This is a genomic window from Enterococcus hirae ATCC 9790 (genome assembly GCF_000271405.2).
Classification (GTDB): domain Bacteria; phylum Bacillota; class Bacilli; order Lactobacillales; family Enterococcaceae; genus Enterococcus_B; species Enterococcus_B hirae.
Genome location: NC_018081.1, coordinates 1,536,391 through 1,562,638 on the forward strand (window position 1 = coordinate 1,536,391; position 26,248 = coordinate 1,562,638).

Here is a 26,248-nt window from a genome sequence, read left to right on the forward strand (position 1 = left end):
TTATAACGCATGTTTATATCTATTTTTGTTTGTTTACAATCATAATACTGATATAATAGCTTTCAGTTCATTGTATCATCGTGTGCAGGGATTATAAAATAACTGGTTTTTTTGAAAGAAGAAACCTTTTTTTAGGAGTGAATGACAGTAATAAAGATGAATGCAATGGATAGAATCACTGTTGTAAGAAAAAAGTTAATCTGAAGGAGGCGGTTATGAAACAAGTTGGAGTAAAAAATACTAATGAAGTTTAAGATTTGATTGAATGTACATAAAAGGAACAATCCTTAATTCTTATGATTCAGGCTAGATATGAATGTCTAGCAAAACAGACAAGCCACGGATGCTATAACAAAAAAATGTAAAGGATGGTAAAAATGAATCAAGAGAAGGTAAAAAATACAATTCTTATGGAAATGGAACGGTTTTCGGACAAAACAAGTGAAGGATACCACCAAATGAAAGCAGTGTTGAATAAATTCCCTTACAAAATAACTGCAGACTATCAGCAATTACTGGATACATTAAGAGGGGGGACGGCAATTAACAGATTTGAAACTCTTGATGAGCTGATAATGATGCTGAAACAAGAGAGAGTAATAACGAGAGAGATCGTGGAATCTTGTCTCTATTTTCAACAAAATTCTGATAATGTAATAAATCAGATTCATCTTTTTGATCTTCTAATGGTTCCAACTAGAAATCTGACAGAACAGCTCAACTTATTAACATCTTTAACTAATAGTTTATCTGTGGATGGTGATAAATTTTTTCATGAGAATGTTTTGTTTAGTATTAATAAAATAAAATTATCGACAGATGAAATCGAGAAAAAAATTAAAGAGATATGTATAGAATTACAATATGGCATGGACTCAGCTAAAGTCAAAGAGGATATTTTAGCTCGTACATTTGAACTATTAAACGAGGGCAGTGTAAAATACCAACAATTAGTCAATATGGAGCTAGATTATGAAGAAGGATGTAGAGAAATCGTAATTGATGGATTTTTTGGAATGATGCCTGACCCTGATGATAAGTATAAATGGTTTTTTGACTTTTTGAGAGATGATAAAATAATTTCTAAACTTCTCCAAAGAAAGAATTTATCAGAAGCTGAAAAAAAACATATATTTCTATAGCTACAAATCATAGTGATTCGCCGTTTATTGGTAATAGCATTCCATATTTTAAAAAAATAAATATAAAAGAAAGTACCATAATCACAAAAAAAAGAATCCTTGATCAAGAGCTCGTTTATTTGATTGCTAAAGAAGTAACCCCAGAGTTGGCTGTAAAGTATGATGAAATATTAAGAGGAGAAGAACAAGGAACAGTTGAGGTGATGACACAAATTTATGTTGAGTCTCAGTCCACATTAGTAAAAGAGTCTGTTAGGCAACATGTCAATACTTCCTTCAAAGAAACGGACCGTTTAGAATTTTATAAAAAAAGTATCATCGAAAAACTAAAAAAGAAAATCGATTAGATTTAGGGGATCAATTAGAAGATTTATTGAATAGTGGGGCAAAAATAGACCGATTTGATAGATTCTATAGATTATTGAATTCCCCAGAGTCAAAAAAACAGTTATCCTATTTAGGGAGACTTGTTTTTGGTGAAAATCAATGGCACAAATTTGAAACAGTTCAGGCATTTAAAGAAGAATTAAAGGAGACAGAAGCAAAAAAAAATAGTTCCTTATCGGAAATGATGAAAAAAGATCTGAGTGAAATCGAAAATCAGCGATACATGAATGGACTTCGATCAATTGATAATAAACTGGCGAACAATGACTATCTCAAGCAATTAAAACCCGAGCAGATCGCAACGATTATGCTTCAGTTAAAAGTTAATTACCCAAACTGGACGGAAAAAACTTTGAACAAGTCAATAATCAATTAAGCACTTATTTAAATGAAGAGGATAAGATTCAAACAAACAAAATTTTGAATGAAAAAGAAGTGATCTTAAGAATATCCGCAATAAGCATGGAAATGGGAGAAAAAGCACAAACTATAATACTTGCCCCTACTGATAAAATAAAAGCTCTTGATATAGTGGGGGAAGTAAGAAAAGATTTAAAAAACAAAAAGTAGATTACCTTTTTCCTATAATACTGGAAACGATTAATCATACACTAAGTGAAGAAGGAATTGATTGTTCGAATCGTTCGGATAGGGAAAAAGTATTAAATCTATTACAAGATTATCAGACAAAAAAAGAAATACTTCCAAAAATCGAAGAAGCACTCCAGCAAAAAAAGGAGGGAGAGACTTTATCAACAGTCATTTATTCTGTAATGAGTAGAGAATGGGGAAATTCAAGTGATGTAACTGATTTAAAAAAAAGGTTTGGGGATGACGGAGAAGGACTATTAAAGGAAACCAAGGACCTTTCACAAGCTGAGTCTCTTCTTCAATCAATTAAAGAAGCACTTCGTTCACAAAATATTAATTTTACTGAATCGGATGTCATCAATTGGACGGAAAAATGTTTATCAATGGATGAAAAAAAGCGGCAAAGTGAATCCCAAATTGTAATAAATAAGATTAAAAATAGTTTATTGAAGATAAAAAATAAAAAAATACAAAACAAGTCAGAGTCAATAAAGTAATTGAGACGTTTCAAAAAGATTTAAATAATAAAAAAGAAGAAATTAAAAAACAAATGAAATATAGTGTGATTGAGGTGTACGAATTTAGAGATGATCGACTTAGTATAGAGGAGCAATTTTCAAATATCCTTAATCAAAAAGAAAAGATACAACATTTTATACATACATATCCCAAATTAAAAAGTGTCATTGACGAGTGTAGCAAACAAATTCCTTTAGTTTCTGTTGATCTTAAGAAGGTAACGATTAATGAAGTTGAGGGTAACAATAATAAATATTTTAAGAATCTTAATCAGGTGCTGACTCCATTCGAAAGGGAGTGGTGGCAACAGGAAAGCGATAAGATTAAGCAGTTTATAAATACTTACGTAAGTCCGAATAACCTATTAGTGTCTGATGTGAATCGACAGATTGAAGAATTACTAATCAAGGATGAGCATTGTTGTTCCCAGGTTGTTTTGTCTTTCTTGGTATATTCATCTGGTGTATTTAAAAATATAAATCCTAAATACACGGCAGGGTATCTTAATAAAGACTCAGAACACCAACAGAATCGAGGGAAAATTAAAAGACTAGTTGAGAGTTTCGAGAAATTACACTCACATAGACAGGAAATGAAGCAACTTAAAGAACTGAATATAGATGTTGAACCAACTCCAATGCCTCAGGGAACAAGTAATCAGTCTCTAATAAGTAATTCAGTAAAGGAACCAGAGAGAAAAAAGGAGCAACCTAAAGAAAAGTCTGCAGGTATTGAACCAACATTAACACCTCTCGGAATCAGTAATCACTCTCTAACAGATAAACAAACCAAAACGCCCCTTGTAATAAAAAATCAAACATTCGAGGAGCAAATGAATCAGTCTACAAATGTGGCTGATAGTCTAAATCAGGAGAAGTCCGCTGGTATTCAATCAATACCAATTCCCAAGGAAATCAGGGATCAATCTCTAACAAATAAATCACCTCAAACGCCCAATAGTCACCCTGTAATAAAAATTCAAACACTAGAGGAGCGAATGAATCAGTCTACAAATAAGGCTAATAATCTAAATGAGATGAAGGAAGAAGGAAAAAATCAGTCTTCTGTAAGAGAGTTAAAAAATTAATTTGAACAGTCACGTTCTGAATAAGCAAACATTGTCACTACTGCTTATTGTTTAGTCAATTATTTATAATAGGCGAATCATAAGCCTGAAGAGGTACTATTTAGGGAAATACGATTCTTACCGTCTTTTATTGACTTTAAAATTGAACCATTGTAAAATGAGGCATGACGTTGATCAAGAGGAGTAACTAGTTACAGCCTTTTAGAGAGAGAACGAGATGGTGAGACGTTCTTAGGAGAGACTAGTGAAGGTAGCTTGGGAGTTTTTATCTTGAACCCTTTATCGTGTACAGCAAACCGATAAAACCTAGAGATAAACGAGTCGTGATCGTTAACTCACATGAGAGGTAGTAGGAAACTGCTACAAATTAGGTGGTACCGCGTAAATCAATACGTCCTAAAATACGAAAGTATTTTAGGACTTTTTTTATTTTTAAGGAGGACATCAGTATGACGGAAGAAAAAAATCTATCAACAAAATACAATCCGCAAGAAGTTGAAGCTGGCCGTTATGAAAAATGGTTGGAACAAGATTTGTTCAAACCAAGTGGCGATCAGAAAGCAAAACCCTATTCAATCGTAATCCCCCCACCAAATGTTACAGGAAAACTTCACTTAGGACATGCCTGGGATACGACTTTACAAGACATGCTGATTCGTCAAAAACGGATGCAAGGCTTTGATACCTTGTGGTTACCTGGGATGGACCATGCAGGGATCGCTACACAGGCAAAAGTAGAAGAAAAGCTTCGTCAACAAGGGATTTCGCGTTATGACTTAGGACGTGAAAAATTTGTGGATCAAGTATGGGAATGGAAAGAAGAGTATGCAAGCCATATCCGTGAACAATGGGCAAAAATGGGCTTATCTCTCGATTATAGTCGTGAACGTTTTACACTAGATGATGGCTTGTCAGAAGCTGTTCGTAAAGTATTCGTGACACTTTATGAAAAAGGCTTGATTTACCGTGGTGAATACATTATTAACTGGGACCCACAAGCACGCACTGCTTTATCGGATATCGAAGTGATCCACAAAGAGATTGAAGGTGCTTTCTACCACATGAGCTATGAACTGGCTGATGGTTCGGGTGTAGTGGAAATTGCAACGACTCGTCCAGAAACTATGCTAGGTGACACAGCGATTGCTGTACACCCAGAAGACGAGCGTTATCAAGCGTTGATCGGCAAAAAAGTAATTTTACCATTAGTAAATAAAGAAATTCCGATTATTGCAGATACGTATGTTGATATGGAATTTGGAACAGGCGTAGTGAAAATTACACCTGCGCATGATCCAAATGACTTTGAGGTAGGTAACCGTCATGATCTGCCACGTGTAAATGTGATGAACGAAAATGGAACGATGAATGACTTAGCTGGAAAATATGCAGGTATGGATCGTTTCGAAGCACGTAAAGCGATTGTCTCTGATTTGAAGGAAATCGGACGATTGATCAAAATTGAAAAAATGATCCATAATGTTGGGCATTCAGAACGTACGGGAGTAGTCATTGAACCACGCTTGTCCACACAATGGTTTGTTAAAATGGCTCCATTAGCTGAGAAAGCAATGAAAAATCAAGAGACTGATGATGCAGTTGAATTTTTCCCACCACGTTTTAATCAAACATTTTTACGTTGGATGGAAAATGTTCACGATTGGGTTATCTCTCGTCAATTGTGGTGGGGACACCAAATCCCGGCTTGGTACCATAAAGAAACGGGTGAAATGTATGTAGGGATGGAAGCTCCAGAAAATAGTGAAGAGTGGGTACAAGATCCAGATGTATTAGATACTTGGTTTAGTTCAGCATTATGGCCTTTTTCAACGATGGGATGGCCAGATGAAAATAGTGCTGATTATCAACGCTATTTCCCAACAAGCACATTAGTAACTGGCTACGACATTATCTTCTTCTGGGTTAGTCGAATGATTTTCCAAAGCTTAGAATTTACAGATCGTCGTCCGTTTGAAAATGTTTTGATTCATGGGTTGATTCGGGACGAACAAGGACGTAAGATGAGTAAATCTCTTGGAAACGGCATTGATCCAATGGAAGTGATTGAAAAATATGGCGCTGATGCCTTACGTTGGTTCTTATCAAACGGTTCAGCACCTGGTCAAGATGTCCGTTTCAGCTATGAAAAAATGGATGCAGCTTGGAATTTCATTAATAAAATTTGGAATGCTTCACGTTTTGTTATTATGAACAGTGAAGGCATGACAGTTGAAGATATTACGCTAACTGGCGAGAAAACTGTGGCAGACCGCTGGATCTTGACACGTCTAAATGAAACGATCGCTAAGGTTACTGAACTCTTTGATCATTTTGAATTTGGGGAAGCTGGGCGTCAGTTGTATAACTTTATTTGGGATGATTTTTGTGACTGGTATATCGAGATGAGTAAAGAAGTCTTGTATGGTGATGATGCTGTCTCAAAACAAACAACACAAAGTATTTTGGTGCATACGTTAGATCAAATTTTACGTCTATTGCATCCAATTATGCCATTTGTTACTGAAGAAATTTGGCAACACATCCCACATCAAGGTACTTCTTTAGTAGTTGCTGATTATCCGGTGGTTCATCCGGAATTTAATGATGAAACAGCTTCAAAAGGGATGGAAGTACTCAAAGAACTAATTCGTTCCGTACGTAATATTCGTTCTGAAGTGAATACACCATTATCCAAACCAATTACATTAATGATTAAGATCAATGATCCGAAAATCGGTCAATTCTTAACAGAAAATACCAGCTACATCGAGCGTTTCTGTAATCCAGAAGAGCTAACGATCTCAAGTGAAATCGTTGCGCCTGATCTAGCAATGTCAGCTGTATTGACAGGGGCAGAAATTTTCTTACCATTAGCAGGTTTGATCAATATCGAAGAAGAAATCAAACGGTTAGAAAAAGAACTAGCGAAATGGACAGATGAAGTGAAACGAGTACAAGGAAAATTAGGCAATGAACGCTTTGTTGCCAACGCGCCAGAAGAAGTGGTTGAAGCAGAGCGGGCAAAAGAAAAAGATTATTTGGACAAACAAGCAGCAGTTACAGAAAGAATCCGCAGCTTAAGAACCATCCAGTAATCTGACATTCGAACAATCGTACAAATGCAAAAGAGAGCGGAAAGTAGTTGAAAAACATTTCCGCTCTCTTTTTAAGTAAAAAGCAAGACGTCAGCAAAAATAAGTAGAATCAGAATTGGCTATTCAGTATTTCTTCTTCTTTTACATACACTACGTCTTTTCCTGTGTTTCCGGTTGCTTTTTGCTATAATAAATATGGAATGGGGGAAACGTTGATGAAAATAGAAGAAGCAATCGCCTGGATCCATAGCCGCTTGCCATTTGGCTCTCGTCCGGGACTAGATCGAGTGGAGGCATTATTAGAGATAGTCGGGCATCCTGAAAAACAGGTGAAAACGATCCATATCGCAGGAACCAACGGAAAAGGTTCGACGGTTACGTATCTGAGATGTCTACTAGAAGAAGCAGGTCTGACAGTGGGGACATTTACTTCGCCGTATATTGAATCTTTTAATGAACGAATCTCGATCAATGGACAAGAAATTCCAGATCAAGACTTAATCAAGCTTGTACAAAAATACCGACCACTTGTTGAACATTTGGATCGATTTGAAGCAGTTGCCGGAATCACTGAGTTTGAAACGCTGACAGCAATGGCATTTGATTATTTTTTGTGTCAAAAAGTCGACGTTGCTATTATTGAAGTTGGGTTAGGCGGTTTACTAGACTCAACGAATGTTGCCGTACCATTACTTACAGGAATCACCACGATTGGCTTGGATCATACGGATATTTTAGGAGAAACAATTGAAGAAATTGCTGCCCAAAAAGCAGGAATAATCAAGCAAGGGGTGCCTGTCGTTACGGGAAATATCGAAGAAAGAGCTTTAGAAGTAATCAAAAAACAGGCTAGACTAAGAAATGCCCCCCTTCATATTTTTGGCGAAAACTATCAAGTTACTTATCAACATCCAGCTGAGCAATGGGGAGAAGTATTTTCATTTCATAATGAGCATGGAAAAATGACCTCGCTTACGATTGGCATGATTGGACAACATCAGACAGAAAATGCTGGTATGGCAATTGAACTATACCAAGTTTACTGCAAGATGACAGGAATACCATTTAGTGAAAAAGAAATTCGCAAAGGGCTGAAAAAAGCGCACTGGCCTGGACGAATGGAAAAATTAAGTGAAGAACCTTTTGTTATTTTAGATGGCGCTCATAATACACATGCAGTCAGCCGTTTGGTTCAAAATTTGAAGAAAGAGTTCAAAGATTATCGGATCAATATTTTATTTTCTGCACTAAGTACAAAAGATGTAGAAGCAATGCTAACCCAATTAAAAGCAGTTCCTAATGCGCATTTGTATTTGACGACGTTTGAACACCCGAAAGCATTGGATTTAAGTACCGTGACTGATCTTGTAGATGAAACAGTTTCAATTGTTTCATTATGGCAATTTGGTTTAGCTGAAATATTAGAAAAAATGACCAATGAAGATGTCTTAGTGGTTACAGGTTCCCTTTACTTTATTTCTGAAGTACGAACACTATTGTTACAGTTAGGAGGAAAAAATGAATTATAAAGCTGTCATTTTTGACATGGATGGGTTACTCTTTGACACAGAAATCGTCTACTATGAAGCCTCGCAAATGGTTGCTGATCAAATGGGCTTTCCTTACGACAAAGAATTGTATTTAAAATATCTAGGTGTATCAGATGAAGAGGTTTGGGCAAATTATCATCAGATCTTTGCAAGTTTTGGGAAAAACAATGTTCAAAAATTCATTAATGATGCTTATGAAGAAACGATCAGACGGTTTTCCTTAGGTGCAGTGCAATTAAAACCAGGAGTAATCGAATTACTGGACTTTTTAGAAGAACACCGAATACCTAAAGTTGTCGCTTCTAGTAACCAACGTCATATTATTGAGCTATTATTGGAAAAGAACCAACTGACAAACTATTTTGAAACGATTGTTTCAGCAGAAAATGTCAAACGTGCTAAACCTGATCCAGAAATCTTTTTGCTTGCCCATGAATATCTAGGAACGAAAAAACAAGAAACATTGGTTCTGGAAGATTCTAAAAACGGGATACTTGCAGCAGCAAGTGCGGAGATCCCAGTGATCATGATCCCAGATTTGTTGGCTCCTTCAGAAGACTTGCAACAAAAAACGTTAGCAGTTTTATCTTCTCTACACGAAGTACCAGGATATCTAAAAAAATAAAAATAGCTCCCCCTTTTTCGTATCTTATTAGTGAGAAGAAGAAAGGGGGGATTTTATGGAAAAAATTTGCTGGATGCTGTGCCAGCAACCTCACTTCCAAGGGAGCGAATGTTGCTTTACGGAGAGAAAGCACTCTCTGGTCAAGAATTACTTGCTATTTTATTACGCACGGGACAGCATCCCTATAATGTCTTGGAACTAGCAGGTAATTTGTTGAAAACATTTGGTGGACTTGCACTGTTAAGACAGGCAACGCTGTCTGAGCTGGAAAAAATACGAGGAATTGGTCAGGTTAAGGCTCTTGAAATCAAAGCACTGATCGAGCTAGGAAAAAGAATCCAAACACAGCATGTAGCGGTACAACCCACGATCCATGCCAGCTATGAATTAGCGCATCAATTAATCATAGAATTAAAGGATCACAAACAAGAACATTTGATTTGTATTTATTTGGATACTAAGAATCAAGTATTGTTGAAAAAAACGCTATTTATTGGTTCCCTGGATCAAACGATTGCACATCCAAGAGAAGTGTTCCATTATGCTGTTCGATATTCTGCAGCGAGAATTATTTTAGTTCATAATCATCCATCGGGGAATGTTCTTCCATCTAAACAAGACTTGCTTTTTACTAAAAGAGTTCAAAAATGTGGGGAGATGATGGGAATCGATGTCTTAGATCATTTGATCATTGGATGCAAACAGTATTTTAGTCTGAGAGAGGAGGGATTGATGGAAGAGGAATAAATTGAATAAGTGGAAGTAGCTTTCTTGCAAAAAAAAGAACCAAGTGTACAATTATATTGTAATTTTGTTTGGGAATAGAAGTTGAAACATCTGTTGCACCTCTATCGTACGCGAGCAATGTTACAATCAATTAAGTGCTTAGGCACGAGGAGGGTATTATTAATGGAAAACGGAACAGTTAAATGGTTCAACGCTGAAAAAGGATTTGGTTTTATTTCACGTGAAGACGGAAGCGATGTTTTTGTTCACTTTTCAGCTATCCAAGGTGACGGATTCAAAACTTTAGAAGAAGGTCAAGCAGTGACTTTTGATGTTGAAGAATCAGATCGTGGCCCACAAGCTGCTAATGTTGAAAAAGCTTAAGTAGAGCGAGTAAACTAAATAAGTGTTGTTCACCTATTTAAACATGTTAAGAGCGTAAGTGATTACGCTCTTTTTTGTTACAAAAAAACTTATAATGGACAACTGCGCCGAACTTTACCCATCTATGTAGGTAGTCGGCGCATGCAGCCATCATAAGTTTTTCATTTATTTTTCTTCATCAGGTGTCATCACCATTGGAAGGATCATTGGATGTCTTTCTGTTCGTTCAAATAAGAAAGGTTGTAAAGCGCCTGTCATGGCTTCTTTCAGTTTATGTTCAGAGCAATCAGGAGCATTTAACACTTCACGCAATGCATGAAAAAGGATGCGTTGCGCCTCATTGATCATCTCACCTGATTCACGCATATAAACAAAGCCACGTGATAAAATATCAGGTCCCGCTAAAATTTCTTTCTTTTTGATGTCGACAGTAGCAACTGCCAGAACTAGTCCTTCTTCAGATAACAAATGACGGTCTCTCAAAACAACATTTCCAATGTCACCGATCCCGCTACCGTCGATATAGACGTCACCGGCAATAAAATGTCCGGCTGGACGAGCGGTTTCGCTAGTCAAAGCCAACACATCTCCATTTTCCATAATAAAGCAATTTTCAGCAGGTACACCGGTATCTTGAGCAAGGGAAGCATGGATCTTCAACATTCTGAATTCTCCGTGGACTGGAACAAAGTATTTAGGCTTCATCAAACGAAGCATCAGCTTTTGTTCTTCTTGACCACCGTGTCCAGAAGTATGGATATTGTTGATTTTCCCATGAATGACTTCTGCACCAGCTTCAGATAATAAATTGATCAAATGGTTGACGCTGGTAGTATTCCCAGGAATTGGTGAGCTTGAGAAAATGACGGTATCATCTGGTTGGATCTGGATTTGGCGATGGGTACCATTAGCAATACGACTTAAAGCAGCCATCGGTTCACCTTGAGAACCAGTACATAAGATCATCGTTTCATTCGCAGGTAATCGATTGATTTCATGTGCATCAACGAAGGTTCCTTCTGGGACTTTGATATAGCCTAAACGTTGGCCGTTAACGATCGCATTTTCCATACTGCGTCCAAAAACAGCAATTTTTCTGCCGGTAGCAACCGCTGCATCTGCTGCTTGTTGTAGACGGAAGATGTTTGAAGCGAAGCTGGCAAAAATGATCCGACCTTCGATTTTCTCAAAAATCTTTAGGATCGAAAGACCAATCGTTTTTTCTGATTTTGTAAATGTTGGGATCTCAGCATTTGTACTGTCTGATAGCAAGCAGAGTACGCCTTCTTCACCGATCCGTGCCATTTTGTGCAGGTTAGCAGGTTCACCGACTGGGGTGAAATCAAATTTAAAGTCACCTGTTGCAACGATATTACCAGAAGGTGTTTTTACAACGACACCCAACGCATCAGGGATACTATGGGTTGTTCTAAAAAAACTGACCGATGTTTTTCTGAAACGAATCACGGTATCTTCATTGATTTCATGCAATTGTGCATCTCTAAGCAATCCGTGTTCATCCAACTTATTGGTAATCAGTGCAAGCGCTAATGGCCCAGCATAAATAGGGATATTCGCTTGTTTCAACAAATAAGGAATGCCACCGATATGGTCTTCGTGTCCATGCGTGATCACCAGTGCTTTCACTTTGTGTATATTTTGAACGATATAGTTGTAGTCAGGAATTACGTAGTCAATCCCAAGCAGATCATCTTCTGGAAACTTGATTCCAGCATCAATGATAATAATCTCATCTTGGAATTGTACCCCATACGTGTTTTTCCCGATTTCACCTAATCCACCAATAGCAAAGACGCCTGTCTCATTATTTTTGATGGAAAGTTTCATTTTAAAACTCCACTAATGTGAATTTAGCATTTTCTTTTTCGTATTCTAGATGACTGCCTTCTAGAAGTTGAACGAATTCAATGTTGTATGGGGTATTTTCTTCCACTTGTTGACGTGCGTCAACATCACTATTTGCTTCAATGTAAAGTGATTTTGTTTCTTCCCGTTTAGGATTACGGATTTTTGATTCTTGATAATATACTTTGTAAATCATGTTTATGTCTCCTTTATCTGCATGTCGCAGTAATTTAGCTAGTTGATTTTTTTTAGACAACACAAAACGAGGGGTCAAGCCACCTGTTTTTTGATATGCTTTGATTAAAATGAGCGATTCTAATCAAAGAGACAAGCCTCGTTTTGCTTCTCTGTTCGGAAATTTTTTCAACCGTACCTTCTGTATGAATTCATACAATAGTTAATTGCTATTTTAGCATAAAAAAGTGGATAAGTATAGAAATCAACAAGGTGGAAAGGAAAAATGTTTTTTATCATTTAAATGTAATAAAAAAAATTTTTGATGAGAGAGGTGTTCTATATACTATAGGAGTGTGCTATTATTTTTATTAATAGCTAAATTTATTCTAATTAAAAGGAGATGAGAGTTTGAAGTTGATGTGGCACTATACCATGCGCTATAAGAAATATTTGTTATTAAATTTCATCTGCGTATTTGGTTTTATTTTAATTGAGTTAGGCTTACCAACGATTTTAGCTCGTATGATTGATGTGGGGATTCGTAACAACGATTTTGGTTATGTGAAACAACAAGGGATCTTGATGGTTGTAATCACTGTGGTTGGGATCATTATGAATATTCTATTAGGCTATTTTGGTTCACGGATCACGACGAACATCGTTGCGGATATTCGTGACGATCTATTCAAGAAAATCCAGAGTTATTCTCACCAAGAATATGAAACATTAGGGGTTGCTTCGTTGATCACGCGTACGACGAACGACGCTTATCAAATTATGCTGTTCTTACAAAATATCTTACGGATCGGATTTATGACACCGATGATGTTTGTTGTCAGTCTTTATATGGTTATGCGGACCAGTGTTTCATTGAGTTATTATGTGATCGGAGCGCTACCGTTTTTACTACTTTCAGTGGTTGCGATTGCGAAATTTTCTGAACCGTTATCAAAAAAACAACAGAAAAATTTGGATAAGATTAATAGTATTTTACGTGAAAATCTTTCAGGATTACGTGTTATCCGGGCATTCGTTAATGAAAAATTTGAAGAAAAACGATTTGCGAAAGTTAATGATAACTATACAAAAAGCTCGAAAAGCTTGTTTCGTTTAATGGCTGTTGCACAGCCTGGATTCTACTTCCTGTTTAACATTGTAATGGTCTTGATTATTTGGAGCGGAGCGGTTCAAATCGATGCTGGTTCTCTTCAAGTGGGGGATCTGATTGCATTTATTGAATATATTTTCCATGCATTGTTCTCCTTCATGCTGTTTGCAAGTGTCTTTATGATGTATCCACGGGCAGCTGTTTCAGCAGGGCGTATCCAAGAAGCATTAGATGCCTCACCGTCGATCAAAGAAGATCCAAATGGTGTATCTGAAACAAAAACCAAAGGATATATTGAGTTTAAGAATGTGACATTTGCTTACCCTGGACATTCACAAGAACCCGTGATCCGTAATGTGAGTTTTACTGCTTCGCCAGGAGAGACAGTCGCATTCATCGGTAGTACAGGTAGCGGGAAGTCAACGTTGATTCAATTGATTCCTCGATTTTACGATGTAAGTGATGGGGAAATCCTTATTGATGGCGTAGATGTCAGGGACTATCGCTTGAGTAAATTAAGAGATAAAATTGGCTTTATTCCTCAAAAAGCATTGTTATTTACTGGAACGATCGCAGATAATTTAAGATATGGAAAAGAAGATGCTACGCAAGAGGAGATGGAGCGAGCAGCTGAAATCGCACAAGCAACGGACTTCATTTCGAAGAAAACGGATGGGTATGATGAACTTCTTTCCGAAGGTGGAGCTAATTTCTCTGGAGGACAAAAGCAGCGTTTAGCGATTGCCAGAGCTATTATTCGACGTCCGGAAATCTATATTTTTGATGACAGCTTCTCGGCACTTGATTATCAAACGGATGCAAAACTTCGAGCTCGCTTGAAAAAAGAAACGACCGAATCAACGGTGTTAATCGTGGCGCAGCGAGTGGGTACGATCATGCATGCTGATAAAATCATCGTCTTGAATGAGGGAGAAGTCGTAGGTATCGGGACACATCGTGAATTATTAGAAAACTGTCCAATCTATTATGATATCGCAGCTTCGCAATTATCGAAGGAGGAATTAGCATGAAACAAACATTATCTTCCTTAAAACGATTAGCTCGATACATCAAACCTTATCAGTTAACATTTTTCTTTGTGCTGTTGTTTACTGTTTTGACGGTGATTTTCAACGTTGCTTTACCCTACGTTGTCGGATTGCCAACTACTGAGATCAGTCACAATATTGCAAACAACGAAGCGATTAATTTTTCTTATATTTTCAATTGTTTGATTTGGATCACGATCGTGGGCGTTGGTTATTGTGTTTCGCAATTACTTTCAGGTGTTTTGATGACGAATGTCGTGCAAAGTGCAATGCAAGATTTGCGAAGAGATATTGAAGAAAAAATCAATCGATTGCCTGTTTCTTATTTTGATAAAAATCAACAAGGAAATATCTTATCTCGGGTGACGAATGACGTAGACGCAGTCAGTGGAGCGTTACAGCAAGCGTTTATCGGTGTGGTGAATGCTATTTTAGGGATCACACTGGCAGCAGCGATGATGTTTTATATCCAGCCATTGATGGCGTTGATCTCGATGATCATGATTCCTGCATCTATCTGGATTTCAAAACGTGTGATCAATGCTTCGCAAAAATATTTCCAAGAAATGCAAAATTCGTTAGGGGATTTAAATGGTTATGTCCAAGAAAATATGACTGGTTTTAGTGTGTTAAAAGTTTATGGACGTGAGCAAAAAACGTTTGAAGGATTCAAACAAGTCAATCATCGATTGAAACATTATGGATTTAGAGCAGCCTTTATATCTGGATTGATGATGCCCTTAGTTCAGTTGACCGCATATGCTACTTATATCGGTATGGCTGTATTGGGAAGTTTTTACGTCATTACGGGTGTCATCGTTGTGGGGCAATTACAAGCATTTATCCAATATATTTGGCAAATCAGCCAGCCAATGGGGAATATCACACAGTTATCTTCTGTATTGCAAAGTGCATCTGCGGCTACCAGACGTGTCTTTGAGATTTTAGATGAACCAGAAGAAAAAGAAAATAAAGTGGATGTCACTTTACCAGAAACAGTAGCAGGAAATGTTTCATTTGAACATGTTGATTTTGCTTATGACCCTAAAAAACCGTTGATTCAAGATTTGAACTTTGAAGTAAAAGCTGGTCAAACAGTTGCGGTAGTCGGACCAACCGGTGCAGGGAAAACCACTCTGATTAATTTATTGATGCGTTTTTATGATGTGAGTCATGGGGCAATAAAAATCGATGGTATTGATACTAAAACGATGAGTCGTAGTGATGTCCGCTCATTATTTGGGATGGTTCTTCAAGATGCTTGGCTCTATGAAGGGACAATCGCTGATAATATTCGTTTTGGTAAATTAGATGCGACGGATTATGAAGTCGTTGACGCAGCAAAAACAGCTAACGTTGATCATTTTATTCGGACAATGCCTGATGGGTACGAAATGGAAATCAACGCTGAAGGTGACAATGTTTCGTTAGGACAAAAGCAATTATTGACTATTGCCAGAGCCGTGGTTTCTGATCCTAAAATCTTGATACTTGATGAAGCTACTAGTTCTGTCGATACTCGTTTAGAAGCATTGATCCAAAAAGCAATGGATCGTGTAATGGAAGGACGAACAAGTTTTGTTATTGCTCATCGCCTTTCAACGATTCGTGATGCGGATTTGATCTTAGTGATGGATCAAGGACAAATTATCGAAAAAGGAACGCATGAAGGGCTGTTAGCTCAAGGCGGATTCTATGAAAAACTGTACAATAGCCAATTTGCTGAAGATGTTGCTGATGCTTGATACCGATTAAAACACGAGGTTGTGAAAGAAGCGAACAGCTCCGATGACAATAAGAAAGAATTTTTTGAAACAGCTTCTCATGTTTTGAAAAATTCAGGCTTATTTCAAGGAGTTGCTTCTTGAACACCGTTTAAACCAAGAGGTTGTGAAAAGAGTGTTTTGACCTGAGCGTTAAGGATGAAAATCTCGAAACAGCTCTCCATGTTTTGAGATTTTTTGACTTATCGCCGAAGGTCAGCTCTTTGAACACCGTTTAAACCAAGAGGTCGTGAAAGAAGCGAACAGCTCCGAGCAAATAAGAAAGAATTTTAGAATAGAGAGACTGAGGAAAAACTTTCCTCAGTTTCTTTTAGTATCTCTAAAAATCGAATAAACAGTGAGACAAAAGTAGCATCAAGAAATAAGAAGCACCAAGTAGGTAACAATCAACAGCAAAAAACGAGTGTTTATGCTTCTTGTCAATTTTCGGAAATCCCTTCTTATTTCTTGATGCGAAACATTTTTGTCTCACCTCTTTTTTTATTTGTTGGACTACTATACAAAATAAAAATAATAAGATCTGAGCGTTACGATAATTTTGTAGTAGAAAAAAGATCAAGGGAGGCGAAATAGCATTCAAAAATGCTTCTACTACTGGATGCTTGCTAGTAAATGAATTTTACGCGTAATTGTTTACTAAAAGAATGAAAAGAGATGGTGAAATGCAGATAGAACGGAAAAGGATAGTGTATAAAAAATAACTATATGAATGGGAGTGTTATTTATTATGAACAAAAAGACCTTTTATAAAAAAGTATGTGCAGGAACTATTGGATTAATTGGGGTAAGTGTTGTTGGATTGTCAGTAAATGCAGAAACTAGTAATGTTTTAGTCAATAAAAATATTGCTATCTCCCAAAATGTGGATCAAAATAATTTTGATTTGAAAGACATCGTCGCATTTAATGGAAATGCCGTCCAACTTGATTCCCATACAGCTCGTCTTACTCAATCGAAACAATTTCAAAAAGGAACAATATCTGGAATCGTCTCCCTTGATATGAACTATGATTTCTTGTTGGATATGGATGTCAATTTAGGTGATAATGTAAATGGTGCTGATGGGGTAGGTGTGGCTTTCCACCAAGGAGCAATTGGCGACATTGGAGCTAATGGTGGAGGTCTAGGTATCAGAGGCCTGAAAAAGGGAATTGGATTTGAATTGGATACCTATTCTAAAGCGCCAGATAGAGATGATGCGGATACTTCTTTCAACCATGCTCAAATGGTTGGTGCTCATGGAGGCTTTGTTTCAACAGATGCCAACAGCGGATTTTTAACCGCTTTAGCTCCTATGCAACAAATTAAATTCACGCCAAATACTTTTAAAAAATTAACGTTAAAATGGAATAGCAAGCAACAACTTATTACTGCAGATTATGATGGGCAACATTGGGAATTGAAAAATCCAAACATCGATAAATCAAAGAAATATACTTTTACGATTGGAGCTGCAACAGGAGAACATTTCAATACGCATACTGTCAGAATCAATCAATTTGCAGCAGTTTTTGAAAAACCAGAGTTACATGCAAATGATATTGAAATTTTGCACGATGAGTTATTTGATCCATTTGACAAACGAATCAATCTAAGTGCTTATGATCGTGTTGACGGAGACATCACAGACAAAATCAAAGTGGTAGAAAACAACGTTGATTCCTCTATTCCTGGAAAATACCAAGTCACTTATGAAGTGAAAAATAGTGTAAATGAAGTGGCTAGAAAAACGATTAATGTAACGGTGAAAATCAATGATACTTGGCCTGACGGACAAACTGCTGGATGGAAAATGTTCTCAGGAGATGACATTGAACTAGTGAAAGACCCTGTGAATGCTTTAGTTGGTGACTATACTTTCTTTGCTGATCAGCATGCTAGTGTATATAAAATCTTTAACGGTAGTGAAGCTTTAGAAGAAAATGCTACTTATCGAGTAACTGTTTATGTGAAACCAGTGGTCGATATGTTGAGTGACCATTATGTAAAAGTGGCATTGAAGGAAGATACTTCGTCTAAAGATAGTCGTGAACTCCTTAACACCACATTGATGAGAGATGGGGTTTTAGAAGAAAAAGGATACTATCGACTTACAACTACTTTTAAAGTAAATAAAGGAGAAACAAGCCCACTAATCAATGTAGAAAACTATAAAGCTGGCTATATCGGCTCAATCAATATTTCTAAAGTAAATGGATAAAATTTAGCTACCAGTTTAGATAGCATATAGATAAAAGGAAAGAGCTTGGAACACGAAAGATTGTTCTGAGCTCTTTAGTTGTGTAAAAACGAGAGGTTGAGACAAAAGTGTTCAGCATCAAGAAATAAGAAGGAATTTTCGAAAATTGACAAGAAACACAAAAACTCGTTTTTGATGTTGATTGTTACCTACTTGGTGCTTCTCAAATTTTTGGTGAATTTCGGCAAATTTTCCGAAGATGCTACTTTTGTCTCACCGTGAATAAGAGGTCGTGAAAAGAGTGTCTTGACCTGAGCGCTAAGGATGAAAATCTCGAAACAGCTCCTCATGTTTTGAGATTTTTTGACTTATCGCCGAAGGTCAGCTCTTTGAACACCGTTTAGCAAGAGGCTGTGAAAGAAGCGTTCAGCTCCGAGCGAATAAGCGATGATTTTTTTAAATAGCTCCTCATATTTTAGAAAATCATCGCTTATTGTTGAGGAGTTGCTTCTTGAACGCCGTTTATTCGTTTTTAGAGATACTAGACTGAGACAACTTTTGTCTCAGTCCCTAGAGAGTAGGCGTGCTTTAAGGGACTATGAAATAATAGCTGCCAGTCTTTTTGAAGGAGAAATCCATCTTCTGCTATAATTGGAAATAAGCCAAAAAAGGAGATGTGTAAAAATGAGTCAAAAATTTATTGCACCGAATGCAACTGTTGTTGGCGATGTAGAGCTCGCAGAATCGGTCACAGTTTGGTATCAAGCGGTGATTCGTGGGGATAGCAATACGGTTAAAGTTGGAGCAAGAACGAATATTCAAGATGGTACTGTTATTCATGTGGACCATGATGCACCAGTTGAAATTGCTGAAAATGTAACGGTAGGACATCAATGTATGCTTCATGGTTGCACCATCGAAAAGGGCGCGTTGATTGGTATGGGATCAACTATTTTGAACCATGCAGTGATCGGTGAAAATAGTTTGATTGGTGCTGGTTCTTTAGTGACCGAAGGCAAGGTCATTCCGCCCAACGTATTAGCGTTTGGTCGGCCAGCTAAAGTCATTCGTCCTTTAACGGAAGAAGAGATTGAAAAGAATCGCCAAAATATTCAACATTACGTTGAACTTGGAGAACAATATAACGAAGGAAAGTTTAAAGAACAGCATTGAAAAACCGTGCTTTCGTTCCAACTGAAAAAAGGACGATGAGCCGCTCAATCGAGCAGTCCCATCGTCCTTTTAGTTTACAAATGATATTAGTTTAATCCAGCACTGTTTTCCATCACTTCATCAATCAAACCGTATGCTTTCGCTTGTTCAGCAGTCATGTAATTATCACGGTCGGTATCTTTTTCGATCACTTCAAGAGGTTGACCAGTACGTTCTGCTAAAATTTTGTTCAAGCGTTCTCGTGTTTGTAAAATGTGACGAGCAGCGATTTCGATTTCTGTCGCTTGACCTTGTGCGCCACCAAGTGGTTGATGGATCATGATTTCAGCATTTGGTAAAGCAAAACGTTTGCCTTTTTTACCTGCTGTCAGTAAGAAACTACCCATAGAAGCAGCCATACCCATCACAATGGTTTGGACATCTGCTTTAACAAAATTCATCGTATCATAAATCGCCATTCCAGCAGTAACAGAACCGCCAGGAGAGTTGATATAAAGATAAATGTCTTTTTCAGAATCTTGTGCATCTAGGAAAAGCAATTGAGCAATGATCGAGTTTGCAAGATCATCAGTCACTTGACCACTTAACATGATAATGCGGTCTTTTAATAAGCGTGAATAAATATCATAAGCTCGTTCGCCACGAGAGGATTGCTCAATAACTGTAGGGATTAAATTCATAATTTGGTTCCTCCTTAAGTTCTTTACAAATAGTGTAACACAAATTCATTTCTTCTACCTAAAAAGTAGTATACATTCTTGGTCAATAAAGGTCAAATAAAAAAATTTTAGAAAATAGTCTGTGCTTGCACGTTTATGTTATGATGAAATAGAAGAATACAGCAAGGAGGAACACTAATTGGTAGTTGGCATCGTAGGCTTAATTGGCGTTTTATTAGGAGCTATTTTAGTATATATCGGGATGGTTGTTCAGATGCGCCATCTTGAAAACAAAGAGCAACGAAGACGGGAGTTAGAATTAAAAGTCAAAGAGATTGAGACTTTGAATCAACTAAATAAAAAAATCAATGAAATCTTGCAAAAAAGAGCAACACTGTTAGATGAATATGTCAGCTTTGATGCATTTGATGATTGTTATATCACTATTGATGATTTTGCTTATTTACAGTCATTTGCTGCACAAAATAATTTTTATCTTCCAAATTACATCTTAGAGGAGTTGTTTAAAAACATTGCGCACCGTAAAGTCGTTCTTTCTCCTGACGAAACGATGAAAATAGGCGGTTATGCTTATAAAGGTGGACGTGTGATCTTAGAAAACTTCACGGATAATCTGACGGAAATGATCAATGAAAAAAAAGCGCAATTAAAAAGTGTCACGCGACAACCCATTGGCTTTTTCTCAAATGATAATGTGTGGAGCTAATTGTTTTTTGAGTTGAGATCGAAGAGGATCAAAAAACTTTTATAATTTGTAAAGGCAAGGTTGTGACAGAATTGTCTAGCTTTTAGAAATAAGCCGAAGAATCCAAAAGTAGTTCCTTATATTTTTGGTTTTTTCGGCTTATTTTCGATAGAGGGAACACTATGAATGAGAGAGGACTTTTTTATAGCTTTTCATATTTTAGAAAATCATCGCTTATTGCTGAGGAGTTCTTTATTGAATACCGTTTACTCATTTTTTAGAATGACAAGTCAACCTCATTCTTAGACATTCGAAGTATTACGACTTTTTCACAGCCTTTTTCCTATGGTACAATCAAAGAGACTGAAAGTGGTGATGAAATGGTTCAGATTTTTGCGCATCGTGGAAGTAGTGGTACCCATCCAGAGAATACATTGCCTGCGTTTGCCGAAGCGGTTCGAATAGGTGCAGATGGGATTGAACTAGATATTCATTTGACGAAAGATGAGCAGATAGTGGTGATTCATGATGAGGAAGTGGATCGGACGACGGATGGCAAAGGATTGGTACGGGAAAAAACATTAGCAGAGATAAAAAAGTTGAATGCAGGAAAGTGGTTCAATACAGAGTTTCAGGCAACAAAAGTGCCAACTTTGAAAGAGGTCCTGCATCTTTTTTGGGAAATGAATTATCGTGGAACGGTAATGATCGAGATTAAAACAGATAAATATGAGTATGCTGGCATCGAAGAAAAAGTAGTTCAACAATTAAAAGCAGTGGAATGGCCTTTTCGACATGCGTACTGCAGTTTTAACTTTCATACATTGGAACGAGTAGTAAAAATTGATCCTCAGGCACAGCTGGATCTTCTTTTAAGTACGTCACAAAAGAAAGTACAGTTAGCTGAAGATACTCCTTGGATAGAAGGGATTCATCCTAGAGGTGACTGGTACTTGGAGCATTTGCCATCCATGGAGACATTCCCCAAATCGATCAGATGCTGGACCATCAACGACGACCAGCAGATGGCACGATGTTTCGATCAACAACTAGATGCAATAATCACAGACTTTCCCCAAAAAGCATTTTGGATAAAACAAACAATGAAAAAGTAGGATGATAATGGAAAAAGTATTAGTAATCGTTGGACCTACAGCGGTAGGGAAAACAGCGCTTAGCGTGGAATTGGCTAAAAAATTTCACGGTGAAATTATTAGTGGGGATTCACTGCAAGTGTACAAAAAATTAGATATCGGGACGGCTAAAATAAAAACGTCAGAAATGGAAGGTATCCCTCATCATTTGATTGATGTCATCGAACCGAATGAAACTTATTCCGTAGCAGATTTTCAAAAAGCTGGACGAAAATTGATCACAGAAATCACAGAACGTGGTCGTTTGCCGATGATCGTTGGCGGAACAGGGTTGTATATTCAATCTTTACTTTATGATTTTCAATTGGGTGCAAAAGAGGAAAGCGTCACAGCAGTACGAAAAAAATATGAAGAATTAGCTGAAACACTCAGTAAAAAAGAACTTTGGGAGTATTTGAAAACAAAAGATCCGCTAGCAGCGGAAAAAATTCATTGGAATAACCAACGAAAAGTGATTCGAGCTTTAGAAGTATTTGAAGTGACTGGCTACAGTATCACAACACCGCAAGAGGAACCCGCACGTCTTTATGATTATTGTATGATTGGTCTTAATACCGAGAGAGCCTTGTTATACCAGCGCATCAATCAACGTGTAGATAGTATGTTAGAGGAAGGCTTATTAGAAGAAGCACATTTTGTGTATGAACTTGGTGAAGTCCAAGCGAGTCAAGGTATTGGATACAAAGAATTTTATCCGTATTTTAAGGGAGAAGAATCTTTAGAAAACGTTGTGGAGCAGTTGAAGATGAACTCGAGACGGTATGCAAAGCGACAATTAACATGGTTTCGTAATCGTCTTGATGCACATTGGTTTGACTTATTAGCAGAGTCCAGTAGTATGGAGCAAATTGATCAATTGATCAGAACGTGGTTGGAGGAAAAAGATGACAAATAAAAAGAAAAAGTGATCATCGTAGGCGTTGAGACAGAACAGAATCAACGATACTTCACAGAGTCGATGGCAGAATTAAGCAAGCTGACCAATACAGCTTCTGGGGAAGTTGTATTTACATTGACGCAAAAACGACCGCAAGTCGATCGTCAAACCATTATCGGTAAAGGTAAATTACAAGAATTGATCCAACAAGCGGATGCTCATGAAGCGGATCTGATTATCTTTAACCATGAAATGCCCCCTCGGCAGAGTCAGCTAGTCTCAGAAGCAGTAGGAATCCCCATCATTGACCGAGTCCAGTTGATTTTAGATATTTTTGCCATGAGAGCCCGTTCGAAAGAAGGAAAGTTGCAAGTAGAGCTAGCTCAATTAGAATACCTTTTACCACGCTTAGCTGGACAAGGAAAGTCATTGTCTCGATTAGGTGGTGGAATTGGAACGAGAGGACCTGGGGAAACCAAATTGGAAACGGATCGACGTCATATCCGTAATAAAATATTAGGGGTAAAACGTGAGTTGAAGGCTGTAGAAGCGCATCGAGCGAGAAACCGCCAAAAAAGACAGTCTAGTGAAATCTTTCAAATTGGTTTGATTGGGTATACCAATGCGGGGAAGTCAACCATTCTTAATTTGCTTACGCAAGCGGATACGTATTCTAAAGATCAGTTATTTGCTACTTTGGATCCCTTAACAAAGAAATGGCGATTTGCAGAAGGATTTGAGATTACGGTTACTGATACGGTTGGATTTATTCAAGATCTTCCGACACAATTAATTGATGCGTTCCATTCAACATTGGAAGAAAGTCAATCCATGGATCTATTGTTACATGTAGTTGATGCAAGTTCGCCAGATCGTATTTTGCAGGAGCAGACTGTATTACAGTTGATGGCGGAACTAAAGATGGAAGAGATGCCTGTATTAACAGTCTATAACAAAGCGGATCAAATTGAACCAGCTTTATTTACGCCTTCACTCTTTCCCAATGTATTGATATCGGCGCAAAGTGCCGATGGGAAAGAAAAGCTCGTGCAAGCGATCAAACAGCAGTTGTTGGAATTAATGGTGCCATACACGCTCTTTGTACCCAGTCAGGATGGGCAAACGTTAAGTGCTTTACGAAGACAAACCCTCGTTTTGAAAGAGCATTTTGTAGAAGAAAAAAATGGATATGAAGTAAAGGGCTTTGCAAAGTCCACTTCAAAATGGCTGAACAGTTAAACGGTCATTGCCTCTTTCTTATCAGTGACCTTCGCATTTTATCTTTTTAAAAAAGTTAGAAAACTTGAGCAATCAATCGTTGCTCAAGTTTTTTTATAAAAAATTTTCTCTCATGTTAGAAAACCTAACATATGCGGTTGACAGCTGTTTTTTTGATTGGTATACTTTACCCAACTTGTTAAACGAAAGGGGACGTCTGATGGGAGAAAAGGAATTGCGCCGTTCAATGTCTGTATTTCCAATTGGTACAGTAATGAAATTGACAGATTTAACTGCACGACAAATTCGTTATTATGAAGAACAAGATTTTGTTCATCCTGAAAGAAGCGAAGGAAATCGTCGAATGTATTCATTAAACGATATTGACTTGTTGTTAGAGATCAAAGATTATCTTTCTGATGGATTAAATATGGCTGGTATCAAACGAGTTTACGAAATGGCTCAAGCCAAAAAACAGGAAGAAAAGAGCAAAAAACCGCTAACTGATCATGACGTTCGACAAATTTTTCGTGATGAGATATTGGCGCAAGGTGGGCTAAGTAAAACTGGGCATTATCAGTCGCAAGGAATGCAACGACAATTCTTTGACTGAATAATATAAAGAAAAAGAAAGAGGGATACCATGGTAAAGAAACAAATAACTGGTGATGAAATTAAACGAATCATTGAAGAAGAGAACGTTCGATTTTTAAGATTAATGTTCACAGATATCTTAGGAACGATCAAAAATGTCGAAGTACCCGTTAGTCAAATCGATAAAGTACTTGAAAACAAAATGATGTTTGATGGTTCTTCGATCGAAGGTTTTGTTCGTATTGAAGAAAGCGATATGTATTTGTATCCTGATCTTTCAACATGGATGATCTTCCCTTGGGAAAGTGATCATGGCAAAGTAGCTCGTTTGATTTGTGATATCTATAACCCAGATGGCACACCTTTTGCAGGTGATCCACGCGGGAATTTGAAACGTGCATTAAAAGATATGCGCAACCTTGGATTTACCTCTTTCAACTTAGGTCCAGAACCAGAATTCTTCTTATTTAAGTTAGATGAAGATGGTGGAATCACGACCACGTTAAACGATAAAGGTGGATATTTTGATTTTGCACCAACAGATTTAGGTGAGAACTGTCGTCGTGATATTGTTTTAGAATTAGAAAGCCTTGGGTTTGAAGTAGAAGCTTCTCACCACGAAGTAGCTCCTGGGCAACATGAGATTGATTTTAAATATGCAGACGTTGTGGATGCTTGTGACAATATTCAAACATTCAAACTAGTCGTTAAAACAATTGCTCGTAAACATGGGTTACACGCAACGTTCATGCCTAAACCATTATTCGGGATCAATGGTTCGGGGATGCACTGTAATATGTCCTTGTTCAATGATGAAGGAAATGTCTTTTATGACAAAGATGGCGATTTAGAACTTAGCCAAACAGCGTATCATTTCCTAGGTGGGCTATTGAAACATGCTCGTGCCTATACAGCGGTTTGCAATCCGACCGTCAACTCATATAAACGTTTAGTTCCAGGCTATGAAGCACCAGTATATGTGGCATGGAGCGGTCGCAATCGTTCACCATTAGTCCGTGTTCCAGAATCTCGTGGCTTATCCACACGTTTGGAATTGCGTTCAGTTGATCCATCTGCTAATCCATATCTAGCAATGGCTGTTTTATTACAAGCTGGATTGGATGGCGTTCGTAATGAAATCACGCCACCAGCAGCTGTAGATCGAAATATTTATGTGATGAACGAAGAAGAACGAGAAGAAGCACACATTCAAGATCTTCCTTCAACGATCCATAATGCAATCAAAGAATTAAGAAAAGACAAAGTGATGATCGATGCTTTGGGACAACATATCTTTTCAAACTTTGTCGAAGCAAAACGCTTAGAATGGGCGGCGTTTAGACAAACTGTTTCAGAATGGGAAAGAGAACAATATTTGGAATTGTATTGATTATCGCTACCCCATTAGAATATGAATAACTGGAGTTGGAGAGATCAATCTCACTTCATTCTAAAAACGAGTAAATGGGTTTTTAGCATCAGCTCCTTGAAATAAGCCTGAATTTTTCAAAACATGAAAAGCTGTTTCGAGATTTTCATCCTTAATACTCAGGGCAAACCGCTCTTTTCACAACCTTCTTATGCTTGATAAACAGGAC

The 26,248-nt window shown here is 37.4% G+C and carries 24 protein-coding genes and 1 other annotated feature; of the genes, 21 read left to right on the forward strand and 3 right to left on the reverse strand.

Going from position 1 to position 26,248, the window contains the following annotated elements; genetic code table 11:
- Positions 1 to 377 precede the first annotated feature (377 nt).
- The 11 genes from EHR_RS07305 to EHR_RS07350 all read left to right on the forward strand — a co-directional run bounded on the left by EHR_RS07305 (position 378) and on the right by EHR_RS07350 (position 10,106).
- Positions 378 to 1,142, forward strand: coding sequence for a hypothetical protein (locus tag EHR_RS07305; protein ID WP_014834480.1), 765 nt, complete (start codon positions 378 to 380; stop codon positions 1,140 to 1,142).
- 119 nt (positions 1,143 to 1,261) lie between these two features.
- Complete coding sequence (locus EHR_RS07310) at positions 1,262 to 1,489, forward strand: hypothetical protein (protein WP_014834481.1); 228 nt, start codon at positions 1,262 to 1,264, stop codon at positions 1,487 to 1,489.
- A gap of 74 nt (positions 1,490 to 1,563) precedes the next feature.
- Positions 1,564 to 1,905 carry a hypothetical protein gene (locus tag EHR_RS07315; protein WP_148282902.1) on the forward strand — a complete coding sequence of 114 codons (342 nt, stop codon included), beginning with the start codon at positions 1,564 to 1,566 and terminating at the stop codon, positions 1,903 to 1,905.
- Positions 1,906 to 1,949: 44 nt separating this feature from the next.
- A complete protein-coding gene (locus EHR_RS14240; protein ID WP_014834483.1) occupies positions 1,950 to 2,099 on the forward strand; it encodes a hypothetical protein in 150 nt (49 codons plus the stop codon).
- A 203-nt stretch (positions 2,100 to 2,302) separates the two neighbouring features.
- Positions 2,303 to 2,617, forward strand: coding sequence for a hypothetical protein (locus tag EHR_RS07320; protein WP_014834484.1), 315 nt, complete (start codon positions 2,303 to 2,305; stop codon positions 2,615 to 2,617).
- Between the two features lie 53 nt (positions 2,618 to 2,670).
- Positions 2,671 to 3,726: a hypothetical protein gene (locus EHR_RS07325; protein WP_014834485.1), complete on the forward strand. Its 1,056-nt coding sequence runs from the start codon at positions 2,671 to 2,673 to the stop codon at positions 3,724 to 3,726.
- Positions 3,727 to 3,887: 161 nt separating this feature from the next.
- Positions 3,888 to 4,128 (forward strand) — a binding site (T-box leader).
- Between the two features lie 47 nt (positions 4,129 to 4,175).
- A complete protein-coding gene (locus tag EHR_RS07330) occupies positions 4,176 to 6,821 on the forward strand; it encodes a valine--tRNA ligase (RefSeq protein WP_010738067.1) in 2,646 nt (881 codons plus the stop codon).
- Positions 6,822 to 7,036: 215 nt separating this feature from the next.
- Positions 7,037 to 8,350 (forward strand): bifunctional folylpolyglutamate synthase/dihydrofolate synthase, encoded by a 1,314-nt coding sequence (locus tag EHR_RS07335; RefSeq protein WP_010738066.1) that lies wholly within the window; start codon positions 7,037 to 7,039, stop codon positions 8,348 to 8,350.
- Entirely contained in the window at positions 8,340 to 8,996 is a 657-nt protein-coding gene (locus tag EHR_RS07340; RefSeq protein WP_010718726.1) for an HAD family hydrolase, read from the forward strand. The genes EHR_RS07335 and EHR_RS07340 overlap by 11 nt, the downstream gene beginning before the upstream one ends.
- 108 nt (positions 8,997 to 9,104) lie before the next feature.
- The gene (gene radC, locus EHR_RS07345) at positions 9,105 to 9,743 is read left to right on the forward strand and encodes a RadC family protein (RefSeq protein WP_052312487.1); all 639 of its coding nucleotides are present in this window, start codon (positions 9,105 to 9,107) and stop codon (positions 9,741 to 9,743) included.
- A 162-nt stretch (positions 9,744 to 9,905) separates the two neighbouring features.
- On the forward strand, positions 9,906 to 10,106 hold the full coding sequence (locus tag EHR_RS07350) for a cold-shock protein (protein WP_010718724.1): 201 nt from the start codon (positions 9,906 to 9,908) through the stop codon (positions 10,104 to 10,106).
- A 165-nt stretch (positions 10,107 to 10,271) separates the two neighbouring features.
- On the opposite strand, the gene rnjA is transcribed toward EHR_RS07350, so the two are convergent.
- Both rnjA and EHR_RS07360 read right to left on the reverse strand, forming a co-directional pair.
- Positions 10,272 to 11,954, reverse strand: coding sequence for a ribonuclease J1 (rnjA, locus tag EHR_RS07355; protein ID WP_010718723.1), 1,683 nt, complete (start codon positions 11,952 to 11,954; stop codon positions 10,272 to 10,274).
- 1 nt (position 11,955) lies between these two features.
- A complete protein-coding gene (locus EHR_RS07360) occupies positions 11,956 to 12,168 on the reverse strand; it encodes a DNA-directed RNA polymerase subunit epsilon (protein WP_010738064.1) in 213 nt (70 codons plus the stop codon).
- A 389-nt stretch (positions 12,169 to 12,557) separates the two neighbouring features.
- Here EHR_RS07360 and efrA point away from each other — a divergent pair, with 389 nt between their 5' ends.
- The 4 genes from efrA (at position 12,558) to EHR_RS07380 (ending at position 19,442) form a co-directional block, all read left to right on the forward strand.
- Entirely contained in the window at positions 12,558 to 14,288 is a 1,731-nt protein-coding gene (gene efrA, locus EHR_RS07365) for a multidrug efflux ABC transporter subunit EfrA (RefSeq protein WP_010738063.1), read from the forward strand.
- Positions 14,285 to 16,051 (forward strand): multidrug efflux ABC transporter subunit EfrB, encoded by a 1,767-nt coding sequence (efrB, locus tag EHR_RS07370; protein WP_010718720.1) that lies wholly within the window; start codon positions 14,285 to 14,287, stop codon positions 16,049 to 16,051. Before efrA ends, efrB begins: the two co-directional genes overlap by 4 nt.
- Before the next feature lie 766 nt (positions 16,052 to 16,817).
- Entirely contained in the window at positions 16,818 to 18,290 is a 1,473-nt protein-coding gene (locus EHR_RS07375) for a lectin-like domain-containing protein (RefSeq protein WP_010738062.1), read from the forward strand.
- Positions 18,291 to 18,953: 663 nt separating this feature from the next.
- Complete coding sequence (locus tag EHR_RS07380) at positions 18,954 to 19,442, forward strand: gamma carbonic anhydrase family protein (protein ID WP_010718718.1); 489 nt, start codon at positions 18,954 to 18,956, stop codon at positions 19,440 to 19,442.
- Between the two features lie 86 nt (positions 19,443 to 19,528).
- Here EHR_RS07380 and clpP read toward each other — a convergent pair whose 3' ends face one another.
- Positions 19,529 to 20,122: an ATP-dependent Clp endopeptidase proteolytic subunit ClpP gene (gene clpP, locus EHR_RS07385; protein ID WP_010718717.1), complete on the reverse strand. Its 594-nt coding sequence runs from the start codon at positions 20,120 to 20,122 to the stop codon at positions 19,529 to 19,531.
- 178 nt (positions 20,123 to 20,300) lie between these two features.
- Here clpP and EHR_RS07390 point away from each other — a divergent pair, with 178 nt between their 5' ends.
- The 6 genes from EHR_RS07390 (at position 20,301) to glnA (ending at position 26,040) form a co-directional block, all read left to right on the forward strand.
- A complete protein-coding gene (locus EHR_RS07390) occupies positions 20,301 to 20,828 on the forward strand; it encodes a hypothetical protein (protein WP_010718716.1) in 528 nt (175 codons plus the stop codon).
- 359 nt (positions 20,829 to 21,187) lie between these two features.
- Complete coding sequence (locus tag EHR_RS07395; RefSeq protein ID WP_010738061.1) at positions 21,188 to 21,922, forward strand: glycerophosphodiester phosphodiesterase; 735 nt, start codon at positions 21,188 to 21,190, stop codon at positions 21,920 to 21,922.
- A 7-nt stretch (positions 21,923 to 21,929) separates the two neighbouring features.
- Entirely contained in the window at positions 21,930 to 22,856 is a 927-nt protein-coding gene (miaA, locus tag EHR_RS07400; RefSeq protein ID WP_010738060.1) for a tRNA (adenosine(37)-N6)-dimethylallyltransferase MiaA, read from the forward strand.
- Positions 22,857 to 22,865: 9 nt separating this feature from the next.
- A complete protein-coding gene (hflX, locus tag EHR_RS07405; protein WP_014834488.1) occupies positions 22,866 to 24,077 on the forward strand; it encodes a GTPase HflX in 1,212 nt (403 codons plus the stop codon).
- A 199-nt stretch (positions 24,078 to 24,276) separates the two neighbouring features.
- The gene (locus EHR_RS07410; RefSeq protein WP_010738058.1) at positions 24,277 to 24,669 is read left to right on the forward strand and encodes a MerR family transcriptional regulator; all 393 of its coding nucleotides are present in this window, start codon (positions 24,277 to 24,279) and stop codon (positions 24,667 to 24,669) included.
- Between the two features lie 30 nt (positions 24,670 to 24,699).
- Positions 24,700 to 26,040, forward strand: a complete 1,341-nt coding sequence (glnA, locus tag EHR_RS07415; protein ID WP_010718711.1) for a type I glutamate--ammonia ligase — start codon at positions 24,700 to 24,702, stop codon at positions 26,038 to 26,040.
- The last annotated feature ends 208 nt before the right edge of the window (positions 26,041 to 26,248 follow it).